Source organism: Clostridium sp. HV4-5-A1G (genome assembly GCF_900184915.1).
Taxonomy (GTDB): Bacteria; Bacillota; Clostridia; order Clostridiales; family Clostridiaceae; genus Clostridium_B; species Clostridium_B aromativorans.
The window spans coordinates 1-25,198 of record NZ_FXYI02000034.1 but is presented as its reverse complement, the minus strand read 5'-3'; the positions used below and the strand labels follow the sequence as shown (position 1 = coordinate 25,198).

The following is a 25,198-nucleotide window of genomic DNA, read 5'->3' as shown; positions in this document are numbered from 1 at the left end:
GAATTGTAGATAATTTTGACGATATGTGAATATATAATTATAATATATTTGAGATTTTAAGTTAGACAGATGGTTTCTGTCTAACTTAGTTTGCGAGAGGGGAATTAAGTTTTAATGATATTATTGTACACGTTGAAATCTATAGCTTTTGCACTGACGGAACCCTATTTAGTGTTAATTCTAGCTATTTTGGTGTTTACATTATATAGAAAGAATAAACAGACAGTTATAATGCAAAAAATGATAATTGGAGAGGGAATCAATTCTCCTTTTGAACTTACAATATCTCAAATTGTGATAGGAATTTTTGGAGGCATATTGGCCAGTGTTATTATGTCATATTTAGGGGTGGTTTTTGACGAAGATTCAGCTGTAGATTTAATATTTTTGGCATCTATCGTTTTTATGTTTTTTAATGTGAGATTTATATGCTTTTCCTATTCTGGAGCAATATTGGGATTTTTAAGCCTTATATTGGCCATGTCTTCCCAAACTTTTAACATTCCCAATCTGGATTTTTTAAAAATAGATGTGGTGGCGCTTATGAGCATGGTAGCTATATTGCATTTTGTAGAGGGAATTTTGATTATACTGGATGGGAAAAAGGGTGCAGTTCCTGTTTTTTCAAGTAAAAATGGGAATATAGTAGGAGGATTTGCCCTTCAAAGATATTGGACAATTCCGATAGCCGTATTTTTTATAATTCACAGCAGAACAATGATAGGAAGCTCCTGGCAGGTAGCTGTTCCTGCATGGTGGCCGCTTATAAACAGTTCCATTCCATATGATATATTAAAAAGTGCGGTGGTATCTTTGATACCATTTTATGCAGTGATGGGATACAATAGTGTGACTTTTACAAGAGATACTAAGGAAAAATCGTTTTTATCAGGAGGCCTAATAATATTATATAGTGTTATTTTATTCGGCATGGCTCAACTTGCAGTTTTGAATATTTGGTTGAAGTTTTTAGTGGTTATATTTGCACCGGTGGCTCATGAGGGAATTATAATGTTTCAAAGGCATTTAGAAGTAAAGGGAGTACCAAAGTATGTAAGCAGCAGTGAGGGTATAATGGTACTTGCAGTTGCACCTAATTCTCCTGCCAATGAAATGGGAATTAGAAGTGGGGATATGTTGGTGGAAATAAATAATGAGAAAATCGACAATGAAGATAAGATAGCAGAAGTTATCAGAAAATGTTCAAATTTTATATGGCTCAAGGTAAAAAAGGAAGCAGGAAATTTTGAGCAGGTAAGTTACAGTAAAATGAATGAAGATAAAAAATTAGGCATAGTGTTTGTACCAAGAAAAATACCTCAGAATAGTATGGTGATAAAATTGGATAAGAATAAATTTTCTGATGTACTGAACAAGATAAAAAATAAAGATAAGGATGATTAAAAATGGGAAAATTTAAAATACATTCTAAATTTAAACCTACGGGTGATCAGCCTGAAGCAATAGATGGTATAACAAAAGGTATTTTAAAAGGAGATAAATTTCAGACACTACTTGGTGTAACTGGTTCGGGCAAGACTTTTACCATGGCAAATATAATAGAAAGGGTACAAAAGCCCACTCTTGTACTAGCTCATAATAAAACTCTGGCATCACAATTGTGTTCGGAATTTAGAGAATTTTTTCCTGAAAACAGTGTGGAATATTTTGTATCATACTATGATTACTATCAACCAGAAGCTTATATACCTCAGACAGATACATATATAGAAAAAGATGCTTCCATAAATGATGAGATAGATAAGTTAAGGCACTCAGCTACTTCTGCCCTTTTGGAGAGAAAAGACGTTGTAGTAGTGGCCTCAGTATCCTGTATTTATGGACTTGGTAATCCGGAAGAGTATAAGAAGCTGACGTTGTCCCTAAGACCGGGTATGATAAAAAACAGGGATGATGTGTTGAAAAAATTAGTGGAAATTCAATATGAAAGAAATGACATAAATTTTGTGAGGGGAACTTTTAGAGTAAAAGGGGATATAGTAGACATATTTCCGGCTTCATCTACGGATCATGGAATAAGAGTGGAGTTTTTTGGAGATGAAATTGATAGAATAAGAGAATTTGACGTACTTACAGGAAAAACCATTGGAATTAGAAATCATGTTTCCATATTCCCGGCATCTCACTTTGCTACATCCAGGGAAAGGCTTGAAATAGCTATAAATAAAATAGAAGAGGAGCTTGAAGACAGACTTGAAGAACTCACATCCCAGGACAAATTACTTGAAGCCCAGAGGTTGAAACAGAGGACTAATTTTGATATAGAGATGATACGTGAAGTTGGATACTGCAGTGGAATTGAAAATTATTCCAGAATATTGGACGGCAGGGCAAAGGGAACTCCACCCCAGACTCTTATAGATTATTTTCCAAAGGATTTTCTTTTATTTATAGATGAAAGTCATGTTACTCTTCCTCAGGTGAAAGCCATGTATGCAGGGGATAAATCAAGGAAGGACTCCCTGGTACAATACGGTTTTAGACTTCCTTCGGCCTATGATAATAGACCACTTAAATTTGGGGAGTTTGAGAAAAAAATAAATCAGGTGGTGTTTGTAAGCGCCACCCCTTCGGATTATGAACTGGAACATTCGCAAAATGTAGCTGAACAGATATTGAGACCTACGGGACTTTTGGATCCGGAAATCATAGTAAAACCCATTAAAGGGCAGATAGATGATCTTTACAATAATATAAGAGAAACCTCATCTAAAGGTTTTAGAACCCTTGTAACCACTCTTACAAAAAAGATGGCAGAGGATTTGACGGATTATTTTAAGAACATGGATATAAGAGCTAGATATTTACATTCAGATATATCAACAATAGATAGAATGAAGATAATAAGGGATTTGAGAAAGGGCGAATTTGAAGTTTTAGTTGGTATCAATCTTTTAAGGGAGGGGCTTGATATACCGGAGGTTGCATTGGTTGCCATTTTGGATGCGGATAAAGAGGGCTTTTTAAGATCGGAGAGATCACTTATACAAACTATAGGAAGGGCTGCCAGAAATTCTGAAAGCAGAGTTATAATGTATGCGGATACTATCACCAATTCCATGGATAAGGCTATAAGCGAGACTAAAAGGAGAAGAAAAATACAGATGGCCTATAATGAGAAAAATGGTATTACACCTACGACTATACACAAAGATATAAGAGAAGTTATAGAGTCAACTATGGTTTTGGAAGAAAAACAGGAATATAATAGTTTAAAGGAAGCTGTAGAGGCCGATAATGAAAAAATAGATGAACTTATAAAGACCCATGAGAAACAGATGAGGACGGCAGCTAAAGAACTGAGGTTTGAAGAAGCTGCAAAATTGAGGGATATAATAACAAAGCTGAAAAAGCAGAAAAATAAAAAGCTTGTATAAATATAATCGAAATACCTAAGGAGTTAAACCAATGAAAGATAGCATAGTGATAAAAGGTGCTAAAGTACACAATTTGAAGAATGTGAGCTTAACTATACCTAGAGATAAATTGATAGTTTTTACCGGACTTTCAGGATCGGGAAAATCCTCATTAGCTTTTGATACTTTATATGCGGAAGGGCAGAGGAGATATGTAGAGTCATTGTCTGCTTATGCCAGGCAGTTTTTGGGCCAGATGGATAAACCTGATGTAGAATACATTGAAGGTCTATCCCCTGCAATATCCATAGATCAGAAGACAACCAGCAGGAATCCACGTTCTACTGTAGGGACTGTTACTGAGATATATGACTATCTGAGACTTCTATATGCACGTATAGGTGTACCACATTGCCCTAAATGCGGTAGAGAGATATCACAGCAGACGGTGGATCAGATGGTAGATAGAATTTTGGGCATGCCTGAAAAAACCAGAATACAGGTACTTTCTCCCATAATTAAAGGGAGAAAGGGAGAACATGTGAAAGTATTGGACAATATAGTCAAAAACGGATTTATAAGAGCAAGAATTGACGGTGATGTAGTTGATTTGGAAGATGAAGAGGTAAAACTTGAGAAGAATAAAAAGCATACCATTGAGGTGGTCATAGACAGGTTAATAATCAAAAATGACATAAGAAGCAGATTAGCAGGTTCTATTGAAACTGCTCTTAAATTGTCAGAAGGTGTAGTTATAATAAATGTTTTAGGTGGAGAGGATGTGCTTTTTAGTGAAAAGTTTGCATGTCCTGACTGTGGTATAAGTATAGGAGAAATCACTCCTAGAACTTTTTCTTTCAATTCACCTTTTGGAAAATGTGATACCTGTGACGGACTTGGAACTCTTCTTGAAATAGACGAAAATTTGGTCATACCTGACAAAAAAAAGAGTATACTTGGGGGGGCTGTAATGCCCTGGGGAGAAGGAAGCTTAAAAGAGGATTCCTGGACTTTCAGTATATTGAAGGCCCTTTCCAACAAGTATAAATTTAAATTGGACACTCCAATAGAAAAACTCAGCCCGAAAGTTTTAGATATACTCCTGTACGGACTCAGGGGAGAAAAGGTAAGAGTAAGATATAAAAAGGATAATAGGATAATGGAATTCAATCATTCTTTTGAAGGAGTGGTGAATAACTTAAAGAGAAGATACATGGAGACAAATTCCGACTATATAAAAAGGGAAATAGAAAATTACATGAGTGATAACCCATGCCCAACATGTAAGGGAGCTAGATTGAATCCAGCTGCACTGTCTGTTACAGTGGGTGGAAAAAATATATTTGAGCTCTCTAGTATGTCCATAAAAGACGAACTGAAATTTTTCAAGGAAATAGAGCTGTCGGAAAAGGATAGGCTAATAAGTGATCAGGTACTTAAGGAAATAAACAGCAGACTTCAGTTTTTAATAGACGTGGGATTGGATTATCTGACCCTTTCGAGAACAGCTGGAACACTGTCCGGAGGAGAAGCACAGAGGATAAGACTTGCCACTCAGATAGGTTCCGGGCTGGTAGGTGTACTCTACATATTGGATGAACCAAGCATAGGACTTCATCAGAGGGATAATGATAGGCTTATTGCTACATTGAAGCATCTGAGAGATGTAGGGAATACTCTTATAGTTGTGGAACATGATGAAGATACCATGAAGCAGGCAGATTTTATAGTTGACATAGGACCTGGAGCAGGAGAGCATGGTGGGGAAGTAGTGGCAGCGGGGCCTATTTCAGATATCATGAATTGTGAAAGATCTATAACGGGGCAGTACTTGACGGGCAAGAAGAAAATAGAAGTTCCCAAACAGAGGAGAAAAGGCAGCGGCAAGTTTATAAAAGTAATAGGGGCCAGGCAGAATAATTTGAAAAATATAGATGTGGATTTCCCGCTGGGAATATTTAATTGCGTTACTGGAGTATCCGGATCGGGAAAAAGTACTTTGGTGAATGAAATATTATATAAGGCCCTGCATAAGAAATTGAACAATTCGAAAGATAATCCGGGAGCTTATGACAGCATTCTCGGTGTAGAGAATATAGATAAGATCATAAATATAGATCAAAGTCCCATAGGAAGAACCCCCAGATCAAATCCTGCCACCTATACAGGAGTATTTGATATAATAAGAGAAGTGTTTTCAAATACGGCGGAAGCTAAAATGAGGGGATATAAACCGGGACGGTTTAGTTTTAATGTAAAAGGCGGCAGGTGCGAAGCCTGCAGTGGTGATGGGATAATAAAAATAGAGATGCAGTTTTTGTCAGATGTATATGTACCCTGTGAAGTATGTAAGGGAAAAAGGTATAATAGGGAAACTCTCCAGGTAAAATATAAAAATAGGAATATTGATGATGTACTAAATATGACGGTGGAAGAGGCCCTGGAGTTTTTTGAGAATATACCTAGAATAAAAAATAAATTACAGACATTGGCAGACGTAGGACTTGGATACATTAAATTAGGGCAGCCTTCTACACAATTGTCTGGAGGAGAAGCTCAGAGGATTAAATTAGCTTATGAATTGTCCAAGAGAAGTACTGGAAAAACACTGTATATACTGGATGAGCCTACTACGGGGCTTCATATAGATGATGTGAGTAAACTTATAAATATACTCCAGAGAATTGTAAATGTAGGTAATACGGTGGTAGTTATAGAACACAATCTAGAAGTTATAAAGTGTGCAGATTATATCATTGATCTTGGACCTGAAGGCGGAGAAAAAGGCGGCACCGTTATTTGTACTGGCACTCCAGAACAAATAGCTAAAAATAAAAGCTCCTATACGGGACAATATTTAAAAGAAATGTTATAATTTATATAAAGGCTAGCATAGGCACACTTATAATGCTAGTCTTTCTATGTGTTAAGGAGGATACTTTTAAATGGATCTGAGTAAATTGAGTATGATTTTTAAAATTGTAATCATAGGTATAGTTTATATTATAATATTTTGGGCGCTCAGGATAATGTATAAGGATATAAAAGTGGGAAGTAGAAGAGCGAGAAGAATAAATAGAAAATCCTTTGGACTTGAAGTGATAAACCCGGGTAATAATTCCAATCTCAGGAAGGGAGCTGTGATTCCGGTTAGAAGAGAAATAACCGTAGGAAGAAAAAATGATAATCAGCTTATATTAGAAGATCCTTATGCATCAGGGCATCATGCCAGAATTTATATAAAAAATGGAAAGGACTGCATATTGGAGGATTTGGAAAGCACTAACGGAACTCTTTTAAACGGGAAAAAACTAAGGGGAAAGCACTATCTGAATTCCGGAGATGAAATAAGAATAGGTAATACGTCTTTTAAGGTCATAGGGTAGTTTTAATTTGAATATTATAAAATTGCTGTAAATAGATGGGTGGTGAGAGTATTGGACTCTATTAAGGACGAAAAAAAATTATTGAAATATACATACTTTTTATGCTTCATATGCTTTTTTAATCTGGCAATAATAAAGCAGCCTTTTGATAAAGGAGCCATGGTAATGGCACTGGTAATCTGCCTGCTTATAGGATATTCATATTTTGTAATAAGAAAATTTTTTTCCGATGGAGATAAATATATATTTATTTTTTCCAGTATACTGTCTGTTATAGGTATGGTGATGTTGTATAGATTGAACATGGCAGTTGCAATCAAACAGATAGTCTGGTTTGCAGTGGGGGTTACAGGATTTATACTTATTGTGGTCTTAATGCCGGATACAAGTAGGTTCAGCAAGTATAAATATATCTATCTGGTGTTCACGCTGATATTTATGGGAATGGGTACTTTTGTCGGCATTGAGTTAAATGGTTCTAAGAACTGGGTGGATATAGCTGGCTTTCAGTTTCAACCCTCGGAATTTGGAAAGTTATTTTTAGTTGCGTATTTAGCTGCAGACCTAAAGGATTATAAGAATTTCAAAAGCCTTATAATACCTGCACTGGTTGTAATGATGTCCCTTGGGTTCATGGTGATTCAGAGAGATCTTGGATCTGCCCTCATATTTTTTGGAATAGCTATAACCATGCTCTATATAGCAACTTCAAAATTTAAATATGTTATAGTTTGCTTTTTATTATCTGCTGCAGGGGCCCTGATGAGTTATAAACTGTTTGATCATGTTAGAACAAGAGTTATGATATGGAAAAACCCCTGGCCATATGCAAATGATCAAAGCTATCAAATTGTCCAATCCATGTTTTCTATAGCATCTGGAGGACTTACTGGAACAGGGTTGGGATTGGGACACCCCGAATATGTGCCCATAAATACTACGGATTTTATATTTGCAGTACTTTGTGAGGAATTGGGGATATTGATGGGATTTGCCATAATAATATTGTATTTTTTGTTGTTTTATAGATGTATGAGAGCTGCCGTGTATGGAAACGATGAATTTTCAAGGCTTTTGGCTGTGGGGTACAGCGCCATGATAGCATCACAAGTACTGGTTATAGTCGGAGGTGTTATGAATGCCATTCCCCTTACGGGTATAACTCTGCCTCTTGTAAGCAGGGGCGGAAGCTCCATGTTAATAACGTTTTTTTCTTTAGGCATAATTCAAAAAATATCAGAGGAAGGTAGGTAGAAGGATGAATGACATATTGAATAATATAAAAAAGGTAATGATGGTTTTTTTAATATGCTTTATAGCTCTTATCTCCTACATGACCTATTTTGAAATGTTAACAGGCCCGAAAATATTGAACAGTACCTACAATAGGAGGCTTTGGATAAAGAGAAATGAAGTGCTCAGGGGAACCATATATGATAGAAATGGCAATGCCCTCACTAAAAGTCAACCTATAAATGCAGAAACTCAAAAGAGAGAGTATACCGGAGGAGCTATATTTGCCCATGTGCTTGGGTATGTAGATATTAAATATGGGATTACAGGTCTTGAGAGAAAGTACGATGAGGAACTTATGTCCTCAAATATTCAGGACAGTATAAAGAGCTTCATATTAAACAAAGGAAAGGCTCAAAAAAAGATCGGCTATAGTTTGAAGACAACTTTAGATCTAAACACCCAGCAGGCGGCTTATAATCTTTTAGGTAGTAATAAGGGTGCTGTTGTGGCTTTGAATCCCAAGACTGGAGAAGTAATAGCCATGGTCTCAAGACCTTCTTTTGATCCAAATAACCTGCAAAATACCTGGAAACAATTGAACCAAGACAGTAATAAACCGCTTTTGAACAGAGCTACAGCAGGTTTGTATCCTCCTGGTTCCACTTTTAAGACCGTGACTGCCATAAGTGCCCTGGAAAATATACCTGGTGTTCAGAATAAGTACATCCAAGATACCGGGAGCCTCCCTCTGGGAGGAGGTTATTCACTGAATAATTTTGAAGGAGAAGTTTTGGGAAGCATAAATTTCAAAGATGCGTATACACATTCCAGCAACGTATATTTTGGAACTCTGGGGCTTGAATTGGGAAATGACAAATTAAAGCAGACTGCAGAGAAATTATTTTTCAACAAAGAAATCCCAACAGATGGCATACCAGTGGAACCCAGCAAGTTTCCATCTCTTAAGTCCTATGAAAAAGGAAGCATAGCCCAAAGTGCCATAGGACAGAGCAGTGACCTGGCGAGTCCGCTTCAGATGGCAGTGGTTACAAGCACTATAGCCAACAGAGGAATTCTTATGAAGCCTCATTTGGTAAGTGATGTACTTACAAATACGGGTCAAGAGGTAAAAAGTATACAGCCGGAACAGGTAGGACAGTTGATATCCACCAGCACAGCAGATGTCATGCGAGATCTTATGAGATCTGTAGTGGAATCGGGAACAGGAGTTAATGCTTCCATAGCGGGAATGGACGTAGCTGGAAAGACTGGAACAGCAGACAATGAATCTATGGGAAAATATTCACCACCTCACTCCTGGTTCATAGGTTTTGCACCTTATGAAGATCCAAAAGTAGCTGTGGCGGTGATTGTAGAAAATGGAGGACAGGGAGGAAAATTGGCTGCTTCTATAGCGGCGGAAGTTATGAGGACAGCACTTAGAAAATAACTGTAAATTGTGTATTGTCGATTATATATTTCCAATTGTATAAATTTCCCGGGAAATTTTGATGTAAAATACGAAGTTACTCTGAATTTAATGCTATAATATAGTCAATAAAGGGGTTATTGAAATTAAAAGCATGAAAGTTGTCTAATATTATGACAGTTAATGAGGAGAAAATATGAAGGGGAAAACTCATATAGGCATGGGGCTAATCACCTATTTATCAATTTACAACATACTTCCCGGCAAATTTAATTTTATGGGACTTTTATTGGTGGCATTTGCATCTATATTGCCGGATGTAGATCACCCTAAAAGCATAGTAAATAAATATATTCTTCCTTTTAAAAACAAATTTACCAAAGTTATTTTTTATGGCTGTATTGGAATAACTTTTATCTGGTATGATTATTTATATACTGATGCCCCAATAATGAAGGCTATTGGAATATCTTTCATTATAATAGCAGTATCCTCTCATAGAAATGGATTAACTCACAGTTTTACAGGTATGATAATGTTTTCTTTTATTGTAGGATATCTAGGTAATATGTACAATATCCATTATTTGGTTTATTATTTTATGGTAGGTTACGGCATGCATTTGTTATGTGATATGTTTACAAATAGGGGAGTACCGCTTTTTTATCCTGTTGAAAATAAGAAATTTAAATTTCCTCTCACTTATAGAACTAATTCTAAAGTTGGTTCTGCTATAGAGGAATTGTTGATGATATGTGGAATTTTATTTACAATATATAGACTTCCAGTTATATTTTACAAATAGTTTTAGGAGTGATTAAGTGTTTGATTTTCAATATCAGCTAAAAGTATTGCCAGATAAACCTGGAGTATATTTGATGAAAAATTCTCTGGGAGAAATTATATATGTGGGAAAAGCAAAAATTTTAAAAAATAGAGTGAGACAATATTTTCAGAGTTCAAAAAATCATTCAGAAAAAGTGAAAGCCATGGTCAGACATATTTCTGAATTTGAATATATTGTAACTGATTCAGAAATGGAAGCCCTTATTTTAGAATGCAATTTGATTAAAAAATACAGACCACACTATAATATACTATTGAAAGATGATAAGAGATATCCATTTTTAAAGATAACTGTAAATGAAGATTTTCCTAGAATAATATATGCGAGAACTGTGGCTAGAGATGGTGCAAAATATTTTGGACCTTATGTAAGCTCTTCTTCTGTATATGAGACTATGGAGATCATAAAAAAAATATTTCCTATAAGGACCTGCAGGTTTTCCATAAAGGAAGATGGAAAAAAAATAAGACCCTGTCTGAATTATTATATAGGGATCTGCAAAGCTCCCTGCGGAGGATACATTAGTAGGGAAAAATATAGGGATATAGTGAATGAGGTAATAGATTTTTTATCCGGGAAAAATAAGGATATAGTCAGAGAACTGAAAGAAAATATGAATTCCGCTTCGGAAAATCTTGAATTTGAAAAAGCAGCGGAGTTGAGAGATAAGATATTTGCAGTGGAAAAAGTTATTGAAAAGCAGAAAATAACTACAGTGGGTTTTGAAAATGAGGACTTTATAAATATGTACTCTGATGGAAAAGACAGCTGTCTGCAAGTGTTCTTTTTGAGATCTGGGAAAATAATTGGCAGAGAACATTTTATTGTGGAAAATACAGTGGATTTACCTAAGAGCGAAGTAATAGCCAATTTTATAAAGGAGTTTTATGGAGGCACTGCTTATATAGGTAAGACCATATATGTACCTGAAGTGGATGATATTGAACTGCTGGAGGATTGGCTCAGTATGAAGAAAAGTTCTAAAGTGTATATTAGAATTCCACTTAGAGGTGACAAAAAGGCAATTTTGGACTTGGTTCAAAAAAATGCTGAAACTATGCTAAAAAATTTTAAATTAAAGTTTATTCAGGATAAAAAATTATATGATACATCACTTGAAGAACTTTCTGAAATACTTAAACTTGACGATATTCCCCATAGAATAGAGGCCTATGATATATCAAACATTCAAGGAGTGGATTCTGTAGGTTCTATGGTGGTGTTTGAGAATGGAAGACCTAAGAATAGCGATTATAGGAGATTTAGGATAAACACTGTAGTAGGGGCAAATGACTATGACAGCATGAGAGAGATAATTAAAAGAAGATTTCAGCACGGTCTGGATGAAATAGAGAAAATAAAGGAGAAAAATCTTGAATTGAGTGCTGGAAAGTTTTGTATTTTTCCAGATCTGATCCTTATGGATGGAGGAAAAGGGCAGGTAAATGTGGCACTTCAAATATTGAAAGAACTTGGAATAGACATACCGGTATGTGGAATGGTGAAAGATGACCGGCATAGGACAAGAGGGATTATATATAACAATGAAGAATTGGCCATAGGCTATAGTCCTAATGTGAATAAGCTTGTTACAAGAATACAAGATGAAGTTCACAGGTTTGCCATATCTTATCACAGAAGTCTTAGAAATAAAAGAGTGTTTCATTCAGTACTTGAAGATATACCTAATGTAGGAGCGGTCAGAAGAAAAGCATTGTTGAAGAAATTTGGAAGCATAGATAATATAAAAAAGGCAAATCTAGAGGAACTGCTGGCTGTACCTTCTATAGACAGACGAACGGCGGAAAATATCATTTTTTATTTCAAAAATGGCAGTAAAAATTAATAGGCTTGAATTTAATGGGTAAAATGTAATATATAAGAATGTACAGTCTTGATTAAGTAGTATACATACATTATACTAAATATAATACTTAATTTTAATTTTCAAGGAGAATACTTACAATGAATAAGTTTAAAAATTTTGCTATAAATTTGAAAGAAATATTGAATGAAGAGGATATAAGAATAGATGAACCTATGAAATATCATACTTCTTTTAAGGTGGGAGGACCTGCAGATATACTTATTACTCCAAGAAATTTTCAACAGGTGATAGATGTAATAAAATTTTGTAAGAAGAATAATGTACCTTTTTATATAATGGGAAATGGTTCCAACTTACTTGTAAAAGATGGCGGAATAAGGGGTATAATAATTAAGCTTATAAAATTAAATCATATTATAGTTGAGGGAAATAAAATTATTTCAGAAAGCGGAGCATCTTTGAAAGAGATTTCAGCTGCTGCCTTAAATAGCAGTTTAACGGGAATTGAATTTGCCTGTGGAATCCCTGGCAGTGTGGGAGGGGCAGTTACCATGAATGCAGGTGCATATAATGGAGAAATCTCCAATATAATAGAGAGCGCAAAGGTTGTAGACAATTTTGGCGAAGTAAGGGTGCTTGATAGAGATGAGCTGAAATTGGGATATAGAATGAGTTCTATATTGATGTATGGATATACTGTTTTAGAAGTGACTTTTAATTTAAAAAATGGAGAATATGAAAAGATAAAAAATCGTATAGATGATTTAAATAGAAGAAGAAGTCAAAAGCAGCCCTTGGAATATGCTTCAGCAGGAAGTACTTTTAAGAGACCGGAAGGCCATTTTGCCGCTAAATTAATAGAGGACAGCGGGTTAAAGGGGGAAAATGTGGGAGATGCCCAGGTTTCCGAAAAACACTCGGGGTTTATAATAAACAGGGGAAATGCTACTGCCAGTGATATTTTAAATTTGATAAAGATTGTGCAGCATAGGGTGAAGGAAAAGTTCAATGTGGATCTTTATACTGAAGTTAGGATTATAGGAGAAGATTAAAATATAAAAATTTTCCCTAAGGTTCAAAGTATAGATATTAAATATCAGTTTAAGTGGAGAATTAGTGCTAATACTGCATTTGATTCTCCACTTTAAACTATATTTATTCTTCTAATTCATTGTGCTATAATTAAAAAAAGTAAATTTGCATAAGTTGATTTTAAAAATTTTATATAAATGCTAAATATTTGTTGGTGGAGGAATGTGGCCATGAGATTTGTTATAGTGACAGGATTATCAGGAGCCGGGAAAACTCAGGCTATAAGAAGTTTGGAAGATTTGGGTTTTTTTTGTGTAGATAATCTTCCTCCTACCCTTATACCTAAATTTGCAGAGGCCTGTTATCAAACTGATGGTAAAATAGATAAAATAGCTTTAGTAATAGATATAAGAGGAGGGCAGTTTTTTGATGATATATTTGAAAGCTTAAATTATATAAAAGAGGAAGGATATAAATATGAAATATTGTTTTTGGATGCTTCAAATGAGGTATTAGTTAAAAGATTTAAAGAATCTAGAAGAAAACATCCATTGTCTCCTGATGGGAGAATTTTAAATGGAATACTTATGGAGAGAAATAGACTTAAAGATATAAAAGACAGAGCAGATAATATAATAGATACTTCAAAACTTGCAACCAGAGAGTTGAGGGAGAAAATAACAAAGATATACTCAGAAGAGGGTCAAATAGAAACTCAGCTGATGATAACTGTACTTTCATTTGGTTTTAAATACGGCATACCAGTTGATTCGGATTTGGTATTTGACGTAAGATTTTTGCCAAATCCATTCTATATACCAGCTCTTAAAAGATATTCTGGAAAAGATAAACCTGTAATAGAGTATATAATGGATTTCAAAGAAACTATAGTATTTATAGATAAGCTGGAAGACATGTTGGAGTTCCTAATTCCAAATTATTTGAAGGAGGGTAAGAGACAGCTTATTGTATCCATAGGATGCACTGGAGGGAGGCATAGATCTGTAACTATTGCCAATGCTATTTACAGTAGATTAAAAGCTAATGGGCATAAAGTTAATATAGACCACAGGGATATTGAAGAAGACGTGAATGATAAAGGTGGTAAAAAGCTATGAGGATTGTAGATTGGCTCAGACCTGGTATAAAAGTTAAAAGGTGGGTTATGCTTGGAGCCATGGGAGTATTATTTATAATATTTGGAGTGATAGAATTTGTAAACAGGAGGTTTTATAGCTTTTATTATATTTCTTTTTATATATTTTTAGTTATATCAGGGATATTTGTAGTATATATTTCTATAACCCAGGGAATGCGTTCTATAATAGCACTGATAAATAAAGGATATTTAAGCGTATCCTTGGATTCAAAAAAATTAGAAAATCTCATATATGAAAAGCGTCTTCTAGTAAAAGGGCCTAAGATTGTGGCTATAGGCGGAGGTACAGGGCTTTCTACCATGCTCCGGGGACTTAAGTATTACACCTCAAATATAACTGCTATAGTGACTGTAGCAGATGACGGTGGAGGTTCTGGTGACTTAAGAGAAGATTTGGGAATGCTTCCACCGGGAGATATAAGAAACTGTATACTCTCTCTTGCAGATACTGAGCCTCTTATGGAAGACTTACTTCAATACAGGTTTAAAGATGGAAGACTTAAAAATCAGAGTTTTGGAAACCTCTTCTTAGCTGCTATGGATGGAATATCCGCAAATTTTGAGGAAGCTGTTCATAAGATGAGTTCTGTTCTTGCAGTAACTGGAAAGGTGATGCCCGTAACTCTGGATAATTTGGTTTTAAAAGCCAAATTGAAAAATGGTTCTGTTGTGGAGGGAGAATCCAATATTCCAAGAGAGGCTGTTGAGCAGAACAGCAGTATAGATAGGATATTCATAGAGCCTGAAAATGCCAGGGCTTTAAGAGAAGCAGTGGATGCCATATTGGATGCAGATGCTGTAATATTAGGGCCGGGCAGCCTTTATACCAGTGTGATTCCCAATCTTTTGGTAAAGGATATAGCCAATGCCGTACGAAATACCAGCGCCATAAGGCTTTATGTGTCAAATATAATGACCCAGCCCGGTGAAACAGATGGGTTTTCTGTAGAAGATCATATAAGGACTATTTTTAATCATATAGGCAGCGGTATAATTGATTATGTGATCGTCAATGTAGGAAAAATAAACAGAGAATTGGAAGGAAAATATAAGGAGGAGGAATCTCATCTAGTTAAAATAAATGAGGATGCCGTGGATTCCCTGGGAGTGAAGGTCATAGAGGGTGATTTTATAAGTGCTAAAAATGGACTGATAAGACATAATTCTGAAAAATTAGCTTCTATATTGATAGAAACCATTATGGACAAAAAACTTCTATATGATAGGAAAAAGATAATAGAGTATTTTTATTTGTCGGAGAGGTTAAAGGAAATAAAGAGATAAGTAGGAGATTGGATATGTCGTTTTCATTGAGAGTAAAAAATGAAATTTGCAGATATACGAATATGGGTAGAGAAGAGGCTGCAGCGGAACTGTCTGCAATAATGAAGGTGAGTGGAACTTTACTTTTAGGAGGCATAAGGAAATTTAGTTTTAAGATAATTACAGAAAATGCACCAACTGCTAGATTTCTTTTTAAGTTATTAAAAAATAAGTTTGATATGCACTCAAAGATATTGGTAAAAAAAAGTAATTCTCTGAAAAAAAACAATGTATATGAGATAATTATAACTGAAGGAGAGAATGTTAGAACACTGCTTAAGGAAGTGGGAATTTTAAAAGAGGAAGAGGATGTATTTTCTTTAGATTATAGTATCCCCCAAAACATGGTGAGAACTGATTTACTGAAGAGAGCATATATAAGAGGAGCATTCCTGGGAGGAGGGAGTATCAGCAATCCTGAAAAGACTTATCATTTAGAATTTGTAACCCATAATGAGATATACGCAGGTGATTTAAGCCATCTTGTAAATGAATATGGATTGAACTCCAAGATAATACAGAGGAAGAACAGTTTTATAGTATATATCAAAGAGGGAGAACAGATAGCGGATCTTTTAAGTATAATAGGGGCATATTCTGCACTTTTGAAACTGGAAAATATAAGAATAATGAAGGAAATGAGAAATAATGTAAATAGATTGGTGAATTGTGAAACTGCGAATTTAAGCAAGACTGTGAATGCATCGGTAAGACAGACAGAAAGCATAAAGCTTATACAAAAGAAAATAGGTCTAAATAGGCTCCCTAAGAATTTAAGAGAGATCGCCGAACTCAGATTAAATTATCCGGGCGAATCTTTAAAGGAATTAGGTGAAATGCTGGAACCTAAAGTGGGCAAATCTGGAGTAAACCACAGGTTGAGGAGAATTGAAAAGATAGCAGAGGAGCTTAGAAAAGAAAGGTAGGAACAGAGTATATGTCTAAGCATGAAGATATAATCAAGTATATACTTTCACTGGAAGCTGGCACCAAAATTTCAGTTAGAAGTATAGCAAGTGAATTAGGTGTTAGTGATGGAACGGCATATAGAGCTATAAAAGATTCTGATACTCTGGGGATAGTTACCACCATTCCAAGGGTTGGAACTGTCAGAATAGAAAAAGTTGAGAAAAAAAATATAGAGGCTTTAACTTATGGTGAGGTTATAAATGTAGTGGACGGAAGTTTGCTGGGGGGAAAAAATGGAATACATAAAATACTCCATAGTTTTATAATAGGGGCAATGACTATAGAAGCCATGAAACAATATATAAGAAAGGACTGCCTTGTTATAATAGGGAATAGAGAAGATGCACAAAAGCTTGCACTTTTAAATAATGCAGGTGTCCTTATAACAGGTGGCTTTGGATGCACTAATGAAATAAAAAAACTGGCAAATGAGAAATGCCTCCCCATAATATCCAGCAGCTATGATACTTTTACTGTAGCTAGTATGATAAATAGGGCTATTTCTGAAAATATGATAAAAAAAGATATAGTTCTTGTAGAAGATATAATGCAGGATGAGCCCTGCTATTTGGAAGTTACAGATACAATTAAAAAATGGAAAAATATAATGCAGGAGGTTAAACATGAGAGATATCCTATAGTAGATAGTGAAAAAAAGATAGTTGGAATTGTATCTCTAAAGGATTTATCAAATCACTATGTGGATGATGAACCAGTAAGCAAAGTAATGCACAGAGATCCTATTACAGTGACGCCTCAAACTACAGTAGCTTATGCAGCTCATATAATGGGCTGGGAGGGCATAGAGCTGTTTCCTGTAGTAAAAGGTAAAAGATTGGTAGGTGTTATAACCAGGAGAGACGTGATAAAAGCACTTCAATATATGGCAAGACAGCCTCAGGCTGGAGAAACTCTTGAGGATTCCATATTAAAGAAATTTGAGTTTAATATTGAAGATAATGTAGCACATTTTATGGGTAAGATAACGCCTGAAATGCTGGATCCTATTGGTACTGCTTCATGGAGTTCACTGAATATGCTTCTATCCACTATGGCAATCATGATTTTGAGGCAGAAAAATAATGCAAATATTTTAGTGGACAGTATAAATACATATTTCATGAAGCCTGTGCAAATTGACAGTGAAATTGAAATATATGTAAATGCAATAGATGAAGGCATAAACTACTGTAAAGTGGAAGTTGACATGTTTGATGGAAAAAAGGATATAGTTGGTAAATGTATTTTATCTGCAAGAATGATAAGGAGGTGATAAGCTGTGTTTGTTCATGTGGTCTTTTTTAAATTGAAAGAGAGAAATGCGGAAAACATGGAAAAAGTAAAAAATATATTAATGCGTGTAGACGGTAAGGTGCCTACATTGAATACCATAAAGGTTGGCACGGATGTAGTGGGATCTGATAGATCCTATGATGTGGCCCTTATTGCTACTTTTGATTCCAGAGAAGATATGGATGCCTATCAGGTTCATCCAGTGCATCTAAATGAAGTGAAGGCCAATTTGAAGTCATTGGTCAGTTCTTCGGTATCTGTAGATTTTAATAGTTAATAGTTGGTGGACATGAGATTAAACTTGTATCAGATTCAATTTCATGATGCTCCTTCAAACAAGGGGGTAATTGATTATGGAGAAAAAATGTAAATGGGTGAGTTTACACCAGCATACGGAGTATTCCCTTTTGGATTCTTCGGCTAAAATTCCGGAACTTATAGCAAGGGCCAAGGAATTGGGAATGAATAGCATGGCTATAACGGATCATGGGGTTATGTACGGATGTGTGGATTTTTATAAAGAAGCCAAAGCACAGGAAATTAAACCTATAATAGGCTGTGAGATATATGTTTCCCAGGGAGATATGCATATAAAACAAAATAACGGAAGAAATGAAAACTATCACCTTGTACTTCTTGTTAAAAATAAAGAGGGGTATGGAAACCTGATGAAGATAGTTTCAACTGCTTCCATTGAAGGATTTTATTATAAGCCCAGGGTGGATCATGCCTACCTGAGCTCTCACAGCAGTGGGCTTATAGCTTTAAGTGCCTGTATGAGCGGTGAGATACAATCTAATATATTAAAAAATGATCTTGAAACAGCCAGAAATGCAGCACTTTTTTACAGGGATACTTTTAAGGATGGCTTCTACCTTGAACTTCAGTATCATGGAATAGAACAGCAGCTTAAAATAAATGAACAGCTTATAGCTATGTCTAAAGAACTTCATATACCTTTGGTTGCCACCAATGATGTCCACTACATAAGAAAAGAAGATTATACAGCTCATGATATTTTACTCTGCATACAGACTGGAAAAACCGTAGAGGAAGAAGATAGAATGAGGTATCCCTCTGATGAATTCTACTTGAAGTCACCGGAGGAAATGTGCAGTATGTTTTCAAATGTACCGGAAGCACTGGAAAACACGGTTAAGATAGCGGAAGAATGTAATTTTGACTATGAATTTCATGAATCTAAACTCCCCAAATTTCCTCTTCCAGAAGGAACAGATGCCTATGAGTATCTGAAAGAACTGTGTTATAGGGGACTTGAACAGAGATACGAAAATATAACTGAAAAATTAAAAGACAGACTTGAATATGAACTTGGTGTAATAAAGACCATGGGATATGTAGATTATTTTCTCATAGTCTGGGATTTTATAAGATTTGCAAGAGAAAACAAGATTATGACAGGACCGGGAAGGGGAAGTGGAGCAGGTTCCATAGTTGCCTATACCCTTGGCATTACAAAAATAGATCCCATAAAATACAATCTTATTTTTGAACGTTTTTTAAATCCTGAAAGAATTTCCATGCCTGATATTGACAGCGATTTTTGTTATGAAAGACGGGGAGAGGTTATAGATTATGTGGTCGGAAAATACGGAAAAGACAGCGTGTCCCAGATTGTAACCTTTGGAACTATGGCAGCCAGGGCAGTTATAAGGGACGTGGGAAGGGCTATGAACTATTCCTATGCTGAAGTGGACAGAATAGCCAAGATGATCCCCACAGTTTTGAATATAACAATAGACAAAGCACTTGAGATGAACCCTGAATTCAAGGAAGCCTATGATGCTGAGCCAAGAACTAAGAAACTCATAGATGTGGCGAAAGCCCTTGAAGGACTTCCAAGACACACTTCCACCCATGCGGCAGGAGTTGTAATAGCATCTAAACCACTTGTGAATTATGTGCCCCTTCAAAAAAATGAAGACAATATAGTAACCCAGTTTACCATGAATACTTTGGAGGAGCTTGGGCTTTTAAAGATGGATTTTCTGGGACTTCGTACTTTAACCGTTCTAAGAGATGCGGTGGATATGGTGAAACAGGATAAGGGTGAAGAAATTGATCTGGATAGCATAGATTATGATGATCAGTCCGTATATAACATGATAGGCCAGGGAAAGACCACAGGGGTGTTTCAGTTGGAGTCTCCTGGAATGACCTCCTTCATGAAGGAATTAAAACCTGATTCACTGGAGGATATCATAGCAGGAATAAGCCTGTATAGACCAGGACCAATGGCAGAAATTCCAAAATATATTAAAAATAAGAATAATCCAGATAAAATCGAATATATAACTCCACAGCTTGAACACATACTCTCTGTTACTTATGGATGTATGGTGTATCAGGAACAGGTAATGCAGATCGTAAGAGATCTGGCAGGCTATTCCATGGGCAGAAGCGACCTTGTAAGGCGAGCTATGTCTAAAAAGAAGCACCACGTTATGGAGGAGGAAAGGCATAATTTTGTATATGGAATAGTGGATGAGGATGGAAAAATACAGGTACCAGGATGTATAAGAAATGGTGTATCTGAAAGTATTGCCAATAAGATATACGATTCCATGATTGATTTTGCCTCCTATGCTTTTAATAAGTCACATGCAGCGGCTTATGCAGTGGTAGCATTTCAAACTGCTTATCTGATGCATTATTATCCTGTTGAGTTTATAGCAGCTATGTTAAACAGTGTAAAAGGGGACAGTGAAAAGGTTGCCTATTATATAAGATTTGCAAAAAGTGAAAAAATAAAAATACTTCCGCCAAGCATCAATGAGAGCTGTGCTAAATTTACAGTAGAAGATGGGAAAATTAGGTTTGGTCTGTCTGCTGTAAAGAATGTAGGCGAAAACATAATAGACAGCATAGTCAAATCCAGGAACCAGCATGGAAAATTTAAGGATTTAGCTGATTTTTGCAATAACATAGATATGAATTCAATAAATAAAAGAGTTGTACAGAGCCTTATAAAAGCAGGAGCTTTTGACTGCTTCAATGTGTATAGATCTCAGCTGGTGGCAGTGCATGAAAAAGTGATTGACAGTGTAGTAAACTCCAGGAAAAGAAATATAAAGGGACAAGTAAGTCTGTTTTCGCAAATTGAAGATGACAGTGTAAAAATACAATATCCTAAAATAGGAGAATTCACAAAAAAGGATATGCTTGCGTTAGAGAAAGAGATGACCGGATTATATCTTTCAGGACATCCTCTTGAAGAGTACGTTAAAACTCTAAAACTTCAAACAGATACTAAAATATCTGACATAGTAAATGTAAAAACACTGGAAGAAGGTTTTGTGGAGGAAAGCAAGGTAAAAGACGGTGATAGAGTCACAGTTGGAGGAGTACTTTCAGAAGTGTCCAAGAAAATAACCAGAAACAATGACATGATGGCTTTTGCAAAAATAGAAGATCTCTATGGTATTGTGGAAATAATAATATTTCCAAAGGTATTTCAAAAATTCAAGAATTTAATTTATGATGATTCCATGATTATAGTAAAGGGCAGGGTAAGCGTGAGAGAAGAAGAGGATCCTAAACTTCTCTGCGAAAATATAGAACCTCTGGTGAGAGTGGATATAGATAAGCTTTATATATTAATTAAAGATCAATTGGCCTTGAAAGAAACTGTAGATGAAATTAAAACTATATTTTCAAATTTCAGAGGAAATATGCCTGTATACTTATGTACTAAGAAAGAAAGAAAGAAGTTTAGACTTGATAGAGAACTTTGGGTAGAACCCAATTCAGAACTTGTATCTATTTTGAAGAGAAGGTTCGGGGAAGAAAATCTAAAAATTATTTAAAAAACTAGTATATTTTTAGTACCATGTAAACAAAATAATATAGGGAAATTTCTTCCCGATTTTTAAGTATTGGTAGTTGTTGAAATTTTGTTTTTAGAGAATATGCTCTATAAATTAATGTAAAAATGTGGTGAAAAGACAATCATTATATGATATAATTAAGTCATGGTATAAAAACTTTGTTTATACTTTTAGCGGGACATAAAAAGTCCCTGCGGTCACAGGAGGTACTAATATGAAAACAATAGCTGTATTGACAAGCGGTGGAGATGCTCCAGGCATGAATGCTGCCATAAGAGCGGTAGTGAGAACGGCTTTAGATAAAAAGTTTACTGTGATGGGAATAGAAAGAGGATACAGCGGACTCATAAATGGTGAAATGATACCTATGGAAAGGAGAAGTGTGGCAGATATTATACAAAGAGGAGGAACTATATTAAAAACTGCCCGGAGTGAAGAATTTAAAACGGAAAATGGAAGAAAAAAAGCAGTGCAGATGCTGGGAAAATTTGGCATAGACAGCTTAGTGGTAATTGGCGGAGACGGATCATTCAGGGGAGCACAGGAATTATCCAGGATGTCTATAGCAACTGTTGGAATTCCAGGTACTATAGATAATGATCTGCCCTATACAGATTTTACTATAGGATTTGATACGGCGGTAAATACGGTATTGGACGCCATAAATAAATTGAGAGATACTTCTACTTCTCATGAGAGGGTAAGTGTAGTGGAGGTTATGGGAAGAAATTGTGGAGATATAGCACTTTATTCTGGCCTGGCAGGAGGAGCCGAAAATATAATTTTACCTGAAAAGGGATATGATCAGGATAAATTGTGCAAAAATATACTAGAGGAAAAAATTAAGGGTAAATTGCACAATTTGATAGTTTTAGCAGAGGGTATTGGAGGAGCTGAAGCTCTTGCAAAAAAAATACAGGAGGTTACGGGTATAGAAGCCAGGGCCACAAAGCTTGGACATATTCAAAGGGGAGGAAGTCCCAGCTGTATGGACAGAATATTGGCTTCAAGATTTGGGTATAGGGCTGTAGAACTGCTGGAGGAGGGAAAGACTTCTAGAGTTGTTGGAATTAAAGGCGCAAAAATTATTGACCTGGATATAGATGAAGCTTTAAGTGTACCAAGATATTTTGATGATAAATTATATAAAATAGCAAATGCACTGGCTTGACGGAAGCTTCAAGTAAATCTTGTGTTGAGGAGGAGTTATATACTATGCAAAAAACTAAAATGATTTTTACCATTGGACCTGCAAGCGGCTCAGAGGAAGTTTTATCAAAGCTTATTGAAGCTGGCATGAATGTATCGAGACATAATTTTTCTCATGGAGATTACGCTGAGCATGAAGAGAGAATAAATGCTGTAAAGAGATTGAGGGAGAAGTATGATAAACCCATAGCGATTATGCTGGATACCAAGGGACCTGAAATAAGGACAGGAAATTTTAAGGAAGATAAAGCTGAGCTGGAGGAAAATGGAGAGTTTACTATTTACTGCAGGGAAAATGTTATTGGTGACAGTCATGGATGTTATGTAACTTATGACGGGCTGTGTGAAGATGTCAAAAAAGGCAATCATATATTAATTGATGATGGATTAATTGATCTGAAAGTTGAAACTGTTGAAGATAATAAAATACACTGTTTAGTTGAAAACAGCGGGACTATCAGCAATCACAAGGGGGTAAATATTCCGGGAATTTCCATATCTCTTCCAGCCATTACCAAAAAGGATGAAGAGGATTTAAAGTTTGGATGTAAAATGGGAATAGATATGATAGCGGCTTCTTTTATAAGGAAGGCCTCGGATGTGTTGACTATAAGAAAAGTGCTTGAAGCAAATGGAGGACAAGACATACAGATATTTTCTAAAATCGAAAGTCAGGAAGGCGTTGACAATATAGACGAGATAATAAAATTTTCTGATGGGATAATGGTTGCAAGGGGGGATATGGGAGTGGAAATCCCCATAGAAGAGGTCCCTTTAATTCAGAAGATAATAATAGAAAAGTGCAACAGAGTGGGGAAACCTGTTATAACCGCCACTCAAATGCTCGATTCCATGATAAGAAATCCAAGGCCTACAAGAGCAGAGGCGTCCGACATAGCCAATGCTATATTTGACGGGACAGATGCCATAATGTTAAGTGGGGAATCTGCCAATGGTAAATATCCTGTAGAGGCCGCACAGACCATGGCGAAGATAGCCCAAAGTGCAGAGAAAAAAATTGATTATGATGCCTTGCTGGAGAAAAAGAGAGAGGCCCATATACAAAATGTCCCCAATGCCATAAGTCTTGCAACTTGTACAACTGCTTCGGAATTAAAAGCTTCAGCTATAATAACTGCTACACAGAGCGGCCATACGGCCAGGATGGTTTCAAAGTACAGGCCTCAGTGTCATATTATAGCCGTAACTCCAAGTCATAGAGTGGCGAGAAGCCTGGCATTGAATTGGGGAGTATATCCCATGGTTACCAAAAAAGTTAATTCTACAGATGAACTTATAGAGAATTCAGTGGACATATCGTTGAAAAGTGGTTATGTCCAAAAGGGTGATCTGGTAGTCATAGCTGCTGGCATACCCGTGAGTTATTCAGGAACTACAAATATGCTTAAGGTTCACATAGTAGGAGATATATTGGTTCAGGGAAGAGGAGCTGGGATAAGATCCGGATATGGAAATGTAAAAATAGCAGCTAGTCCTAGAGAAGCAGATGAGATTGTGGAAAGAGATGATATTTTAGTAGTCAAAAATTTAGATAGAGGATATATGAATGTGCTGGATAGAGTGTCGGGAGTTATAGCGGAAAAAGGTGGATTAACATCACATCTTGCCATTGAATGTATAGCCAGGGAAATACCGATTATATGCAGTGCAGGAGGTGCTACTGAAATACTCAAAACGGGTACATTCATAACTATGGATGTTATAAGAGGTATTGTATATAACGGCAGGGCCAACATAATGTAGAAAATATAACATATAAAAAGCTATTTGAATTGTAGAATATAGATAAAAAAAGCAGCTGATCAGCTGCTTTAAAATAAAATATATGAAATGGGCAATAAGAGTTTTATCCTCCGGCTGTCATTGCTGACATTTCAAACTTCTTCAAGATTAGAAATGACAGGCAATGCCATCCCTCTGGATAAATTTGATAAATATAAGTATATTCTTTAGGATTAATTTAATTATTTTTGAGAATCCTTTGAATCATCCGATAGATCTTTGCGGTAAGAAAAATTACAAGGTTCTCCATCACAATTCAATACTACTTCATCATCTTCACCCGCAAATACTGCATTTTTATCTATTGCATCTTCATGTACTTCTCCTTCATGTACGTTTTTCTTTGATTTTAAATCTTTCTTATCTTTCATAATAAATACCTCCAATTTATTAATTTTATGATAAATTTAACTATTGTGCCATATTATTTAATAATTACTATTTGTTAATTATTATTAT

Annotated in this window: 18 protein-coding genes; 17 read left to right on the top strand and 1 reads right to left on the bottom strand. The window is 35.6% G+C overall.

Annotation, left to right across the window (positions count from 1 at the left end; all coding sequences use genetic code 11):
* Nucleotides 1–114: 114 nt before the first annotated feature.
* The 17 genes from J5G60_RS05780 to pyk all read left to right on the top strand — a co-directional run bounded on the left by J5G60_RS05780 (nt 115) and on the right by pyk (nt 24,700).
* The gene (locus tag J5G60_RS05780) at nt 115–1,404 is read left to right on the top strand and encodes a PDZ domain-containing protein (RefSeq protein WP_150356740.1); all 1,290 of its coding nucleotides are present in this window, start codon (nt 115–117) and stop codon (nt 1,402–1,404) included.
* A gap of 2 nt (nt 1,405–1,406) precedes the next feature.
* Entirely contained in the window at nt 1,407–3,398 is a 1,992-nt protein-coding gene (uvrB, locus tag J5G60_RS05775) for an excinuclease ABC subunit UvrB (protein ID WP_150356739.1), read from the top strand.
* Nucleotides 3,399–3,429: 31 nt separating this feature from the next.
* Nucleotides 3,430–6,252 (top strand): excinuclease ABC subunit UvrA, encoded by a 2,823-nt coding sequence (gene uvrA, locus J5G60_RS05770; protein ID WP_150356738.1) that lies wholly within the window; start codon nt 3,430–3,432, stop codon nt 6,250–6,252.
* A 70-nt stretch (nt 6,253–6,322) separates the two neighbouring features.
* Nucleotides 6,323–6,763, top strand: a complete 441-nt coding sequence (locus J5G60_RS05765) for an FHA domain-containing protein (RefSeq protein WP_150356737.1) — start codon at nt 6,323–6,325, stop codon at nt 6,761–6,763.
* A 51-nt stretch (nt 6,764–6,814) separates the two neighbouring features.
* The gene (locus J5G60_RS05760) at nt 6,815–8,017 is read left to right on the top strand and encodes an FtsW/RodA/SpoVE family cell cycle protein (RefSeq protein WP_150356736.1); all 1,203 of its coding nucleotides are present in this window, start codon (nt 6,815–6,817) and stop codon (nt 8,015–8,017) included.
* Nucleotides 8,018–8,021: 4 nt separating this feature from the next.
* Nucleotides 8,022–9,449 (top strand): peptidoglycan D,D-transpeptidase FtsI family protein, encoded by a 1,428-nt coding sequence (locus J5G60_RS05755; RefSeq protein WP_150356735.1) that lies wholly within the window; start codon nt 8,022–8,024, stop codon nt 9,447–9,449.
* A 175-nt stretch (nt 9,450–9,624) separates the two neighbouring features.
* Nucleotides 9,625–10,233 carry a metal-dependent hydrolase gene (locus J5G60_RS05750; protein ID WP_150356734.1) on the top strand — a complete coding sequence of 203 codons (609 nt, stop codon included), beginning with the start codon at nt 9,625–9,627 and terminating at the stop codon, nt 10,231–10,233.
* 16 nt (nt 10,234–10,249) lie between these two features.
* Entirely contained in the window at nt 10,250–12,121 is a 1,872-nt protein-coding gene (uvrC, locus tag J5G60_RS05745; protein ID WP_150356733.1) for an excinuclease ABC subunit UvrC, read from the top strand.
* 119 nt (nt 12,122–12,240) lie between these two features.
* Nucleotides 12,241–13,155, top strand: a complete 915-nt coding sequence (murB, locus tag J5G60_RS05740) for a UDP-N-acetylmuramate dehydrogenase (protein WP_150356732.1) — start codon at nt 12,241–12,243, stop codon at nt 13,153–13,155.
* A 210-nt stretch (nt 13,156–13,365) separates the two neighbouring features.
* The gene (rapZ, locus tag J5G60_RS05735) at nt 13,366–14,253 is read left to right on the top strand and encodes an RNase adapter RapZ (protein WP_150356731.1); all 888 of its coding nucleotides are present in this window, start codon (nt 13,366–13,368) and stop codon (nt 14,251–14,253) included.
* Nucleotides 14,250–15,578 carry a gluconeogenesis factor YvcK family protein gene (locus J5G60_RS05730; RefSeq protein WP_150356730.1) on the top strand — a complete coding sequence of 443 codons (1,329 nt, stop codon included), beginning with the start codon at nt 14,250–14,252 and terminating at the stop codon, nt 15,576–15,578. The genes rapZ and J5G60_RS05730 overlap by 4 nt, the downstream gene beginning before the upstream one ends.
* Before the next feature lie 14 nt (nt 15,579–15,592).
* Nucleotides 15,593–16,543 (top strand): DNA-binding protein WhiA, encoded by a 951-nt coding sequence (gene whiA, locus J5G60_RS05725; RefSeq protein ID WP_150356729.1) that lies wholly within the window; start codon nt 15,593–15,595, stop codon nt 16,541–16,543.
* A gap of 11 nt (nt 16,544–16,554) precedes the next feature.
* Nucleotides 16,555–17,859 carry a DRTGG domain-containing protein gene (locus tag J5G60_RS05720; protein WP_150356728.1) on the top strand — a complete coding sequence of 435 codons (1,305 nt, stop codon included), beginning with the start codon at nt 16,555–16,557 and terminating at the stop codon, nt 17,857–17,859.
* A gap of 6 nt (nt 17,860–17,865) precedes the next feature.
* A complete protein-coding gene (locus J5G60_RS05715; protein ID WP_150356727.1) occupies nt 17,866–18,156 on the top strand; it encodes a Dabb family protein in 291 nt (96 codons plus the stop codon).
* 76 nt (nt 18,157–18,232) lie between these two features.
* Nucleotides 18,233–21,706, top strand: coding sequence for a DNA polymerase III subunit alpha (locus J5G60_RS05710; protein ID WP_190972192.1), 3,474 nt, complete (start codon nt 18,233–18,235; stop codon nt 21,704–21,706).
* A 235-nt stretch (nt 21,707–21,941) separates the two neighbouring features.
* Nucleotides 21,942–22,898 carry a 6-phosphofructokinase gene (pfkA, locus tag J5G60_RS05705; protein ID WP_150356726.1) on the top strand — a complete coding sequence of 319 codons (957 nt, stop codon included), beginning with the start codon at nt 21,942–21,944 and terminating at the stop codon, nt 22,896–22,898.
* Nucleotides 22,899–22,942: 44 nt separating this feature from the next.
* Entirely contained in the window at nt 22,943–24,700 is a 1,758-nt protein-coding gene (gene pyk, locus J5G60_RS05700; RefSeq protein WP_150356725.1) for a pyruvate kinase, read from the top strand.
* A 221-nt stretch (nt 24,701–24,921) separates the two neighbouring features.
* Here pyk and J5G60_RS05695 read toward each other — a convergent pair whose 3' ends face one another.
* Nucleotides 24,922–25,110 (bottom strand): hypothetical protein, encoded by a 189-nt coding sequence (locus tag J5G60_RS05695; RefSeq protein WP_150356724.1) that lies wholly within the window; start codon nt 25,108–25,110, stop codon nt 24,922–24,924.
* Nucleotides 25,111–25,198: the final 88 nt, after the last annotated feature.

What these genes read in the sequence shown, in the direction of transcription:
- J5G60_RS05720 (WP_150356728.1), top strand. Translation starts at nt 16,555, where the DNA reads ATGTCTAAGCATGAAGATATAATCAAGTATATACTTTCACTGGAAGCT.
- J5G60_RS05755 (WP_150356735.1), top strand. Translation starts at nt 8,022, where the DNA reads ATGAATGACATATTGAATAATATAAAAAAGGTAATGATGGTTTTTTTA.
- pfkA (WP_150356726.1), top strand. Translation starts at nt 21,942, where the DNA reads ATGAAAACAATAGCTGTATTGACAAGCGGTGGAGATGCTCCAGGCATG.
- uvrA (WP_150356738.1), top strand. Translation starts at nt 3,430, where the DNA reads ATGAAAGATAGCATAGTGATAAAAGGTGCTAAAGTACACAATTTGAAG.
- rapZ (WP_150356731.1), top strand. Translation starts at nt 13,366, where the DNA reads ATGAGATTTGTTATAGTGACAGGATTATCAGGAGCCGGGAAAACTCAG.
- J5G60_RS05730 (WP_150356730.1), top strand. Translation starts at nt 14,250, where the DNA reads ATGAGGATTGTAGATTGGCTCAGACCTGGTATAAAAGTTAAAAGGTGG.
- J5G60_RS05710 (WP_190972192.1), top strand. Translation starts at nt 18,233, where the DNA reads ATGGAGAAAAAATGTAAATGGGTGAGTTTACACCAGCATACGGAGTAT.
- J5G60_RS05780 (WP_150356740.1), top strand. Translation starts at nt 115, where the DNA reads ATGATATTATTGTACACGTTGAAATCTATAGCTTTTGCACTGACGGAA.
- murB (WP_150356732.1), top strand. Translation starts at nt 12,241, where the DNA reads ATGAATAAGTTTAAAAATTTTGCTATAAATTTGAAAGAAATATTGAAT.
- pyk (WP_150356725.1), top strand. Translation starts at nt 22,943, where the DNA reads ATGCAAAAAACTAAAATGATTTTTACCATTGGACCTGCAAGCGGCTCA.
- J5G60_RS05695 (WP_150356724.1), bottom strand. Translation starts at nt 25,110, where the DNA reads ATGAAAGATAAGAAAGATTTAAAATCAAAGAAAAACGTACATGAAGGA.
- uvrB (WP_150356739.1), top strand. Translation starts at nt 1,407, where the DNA reads ATGGGAAAATTTAAAATACATTCTAAATTTAAACCTACGGGTGATCAG.
- whiA (WP_150356729.1), top strand. Translation starts at nt 15,593, where the DNA reads ATGTCGTTTTCATTGAGAGTAAAAAATGAAATTTGCAGATATACGAAT.
- J5G60_RS05750 (WP_150356734.1), top strand. Translation starts at nt 9,625, where the DNA reads ATGAAGGGGAAAACTCATATAGGCATGGGGCTAATCACCTATTTATCA.
- J5G60_RS05765 (WP_150356737.1), top strand. Translation starts at nt 6,323, where the DNA reads ATGGATCTGAGTAAATTGAGTATGATTTTTAAAATTGTAATCATAGGT.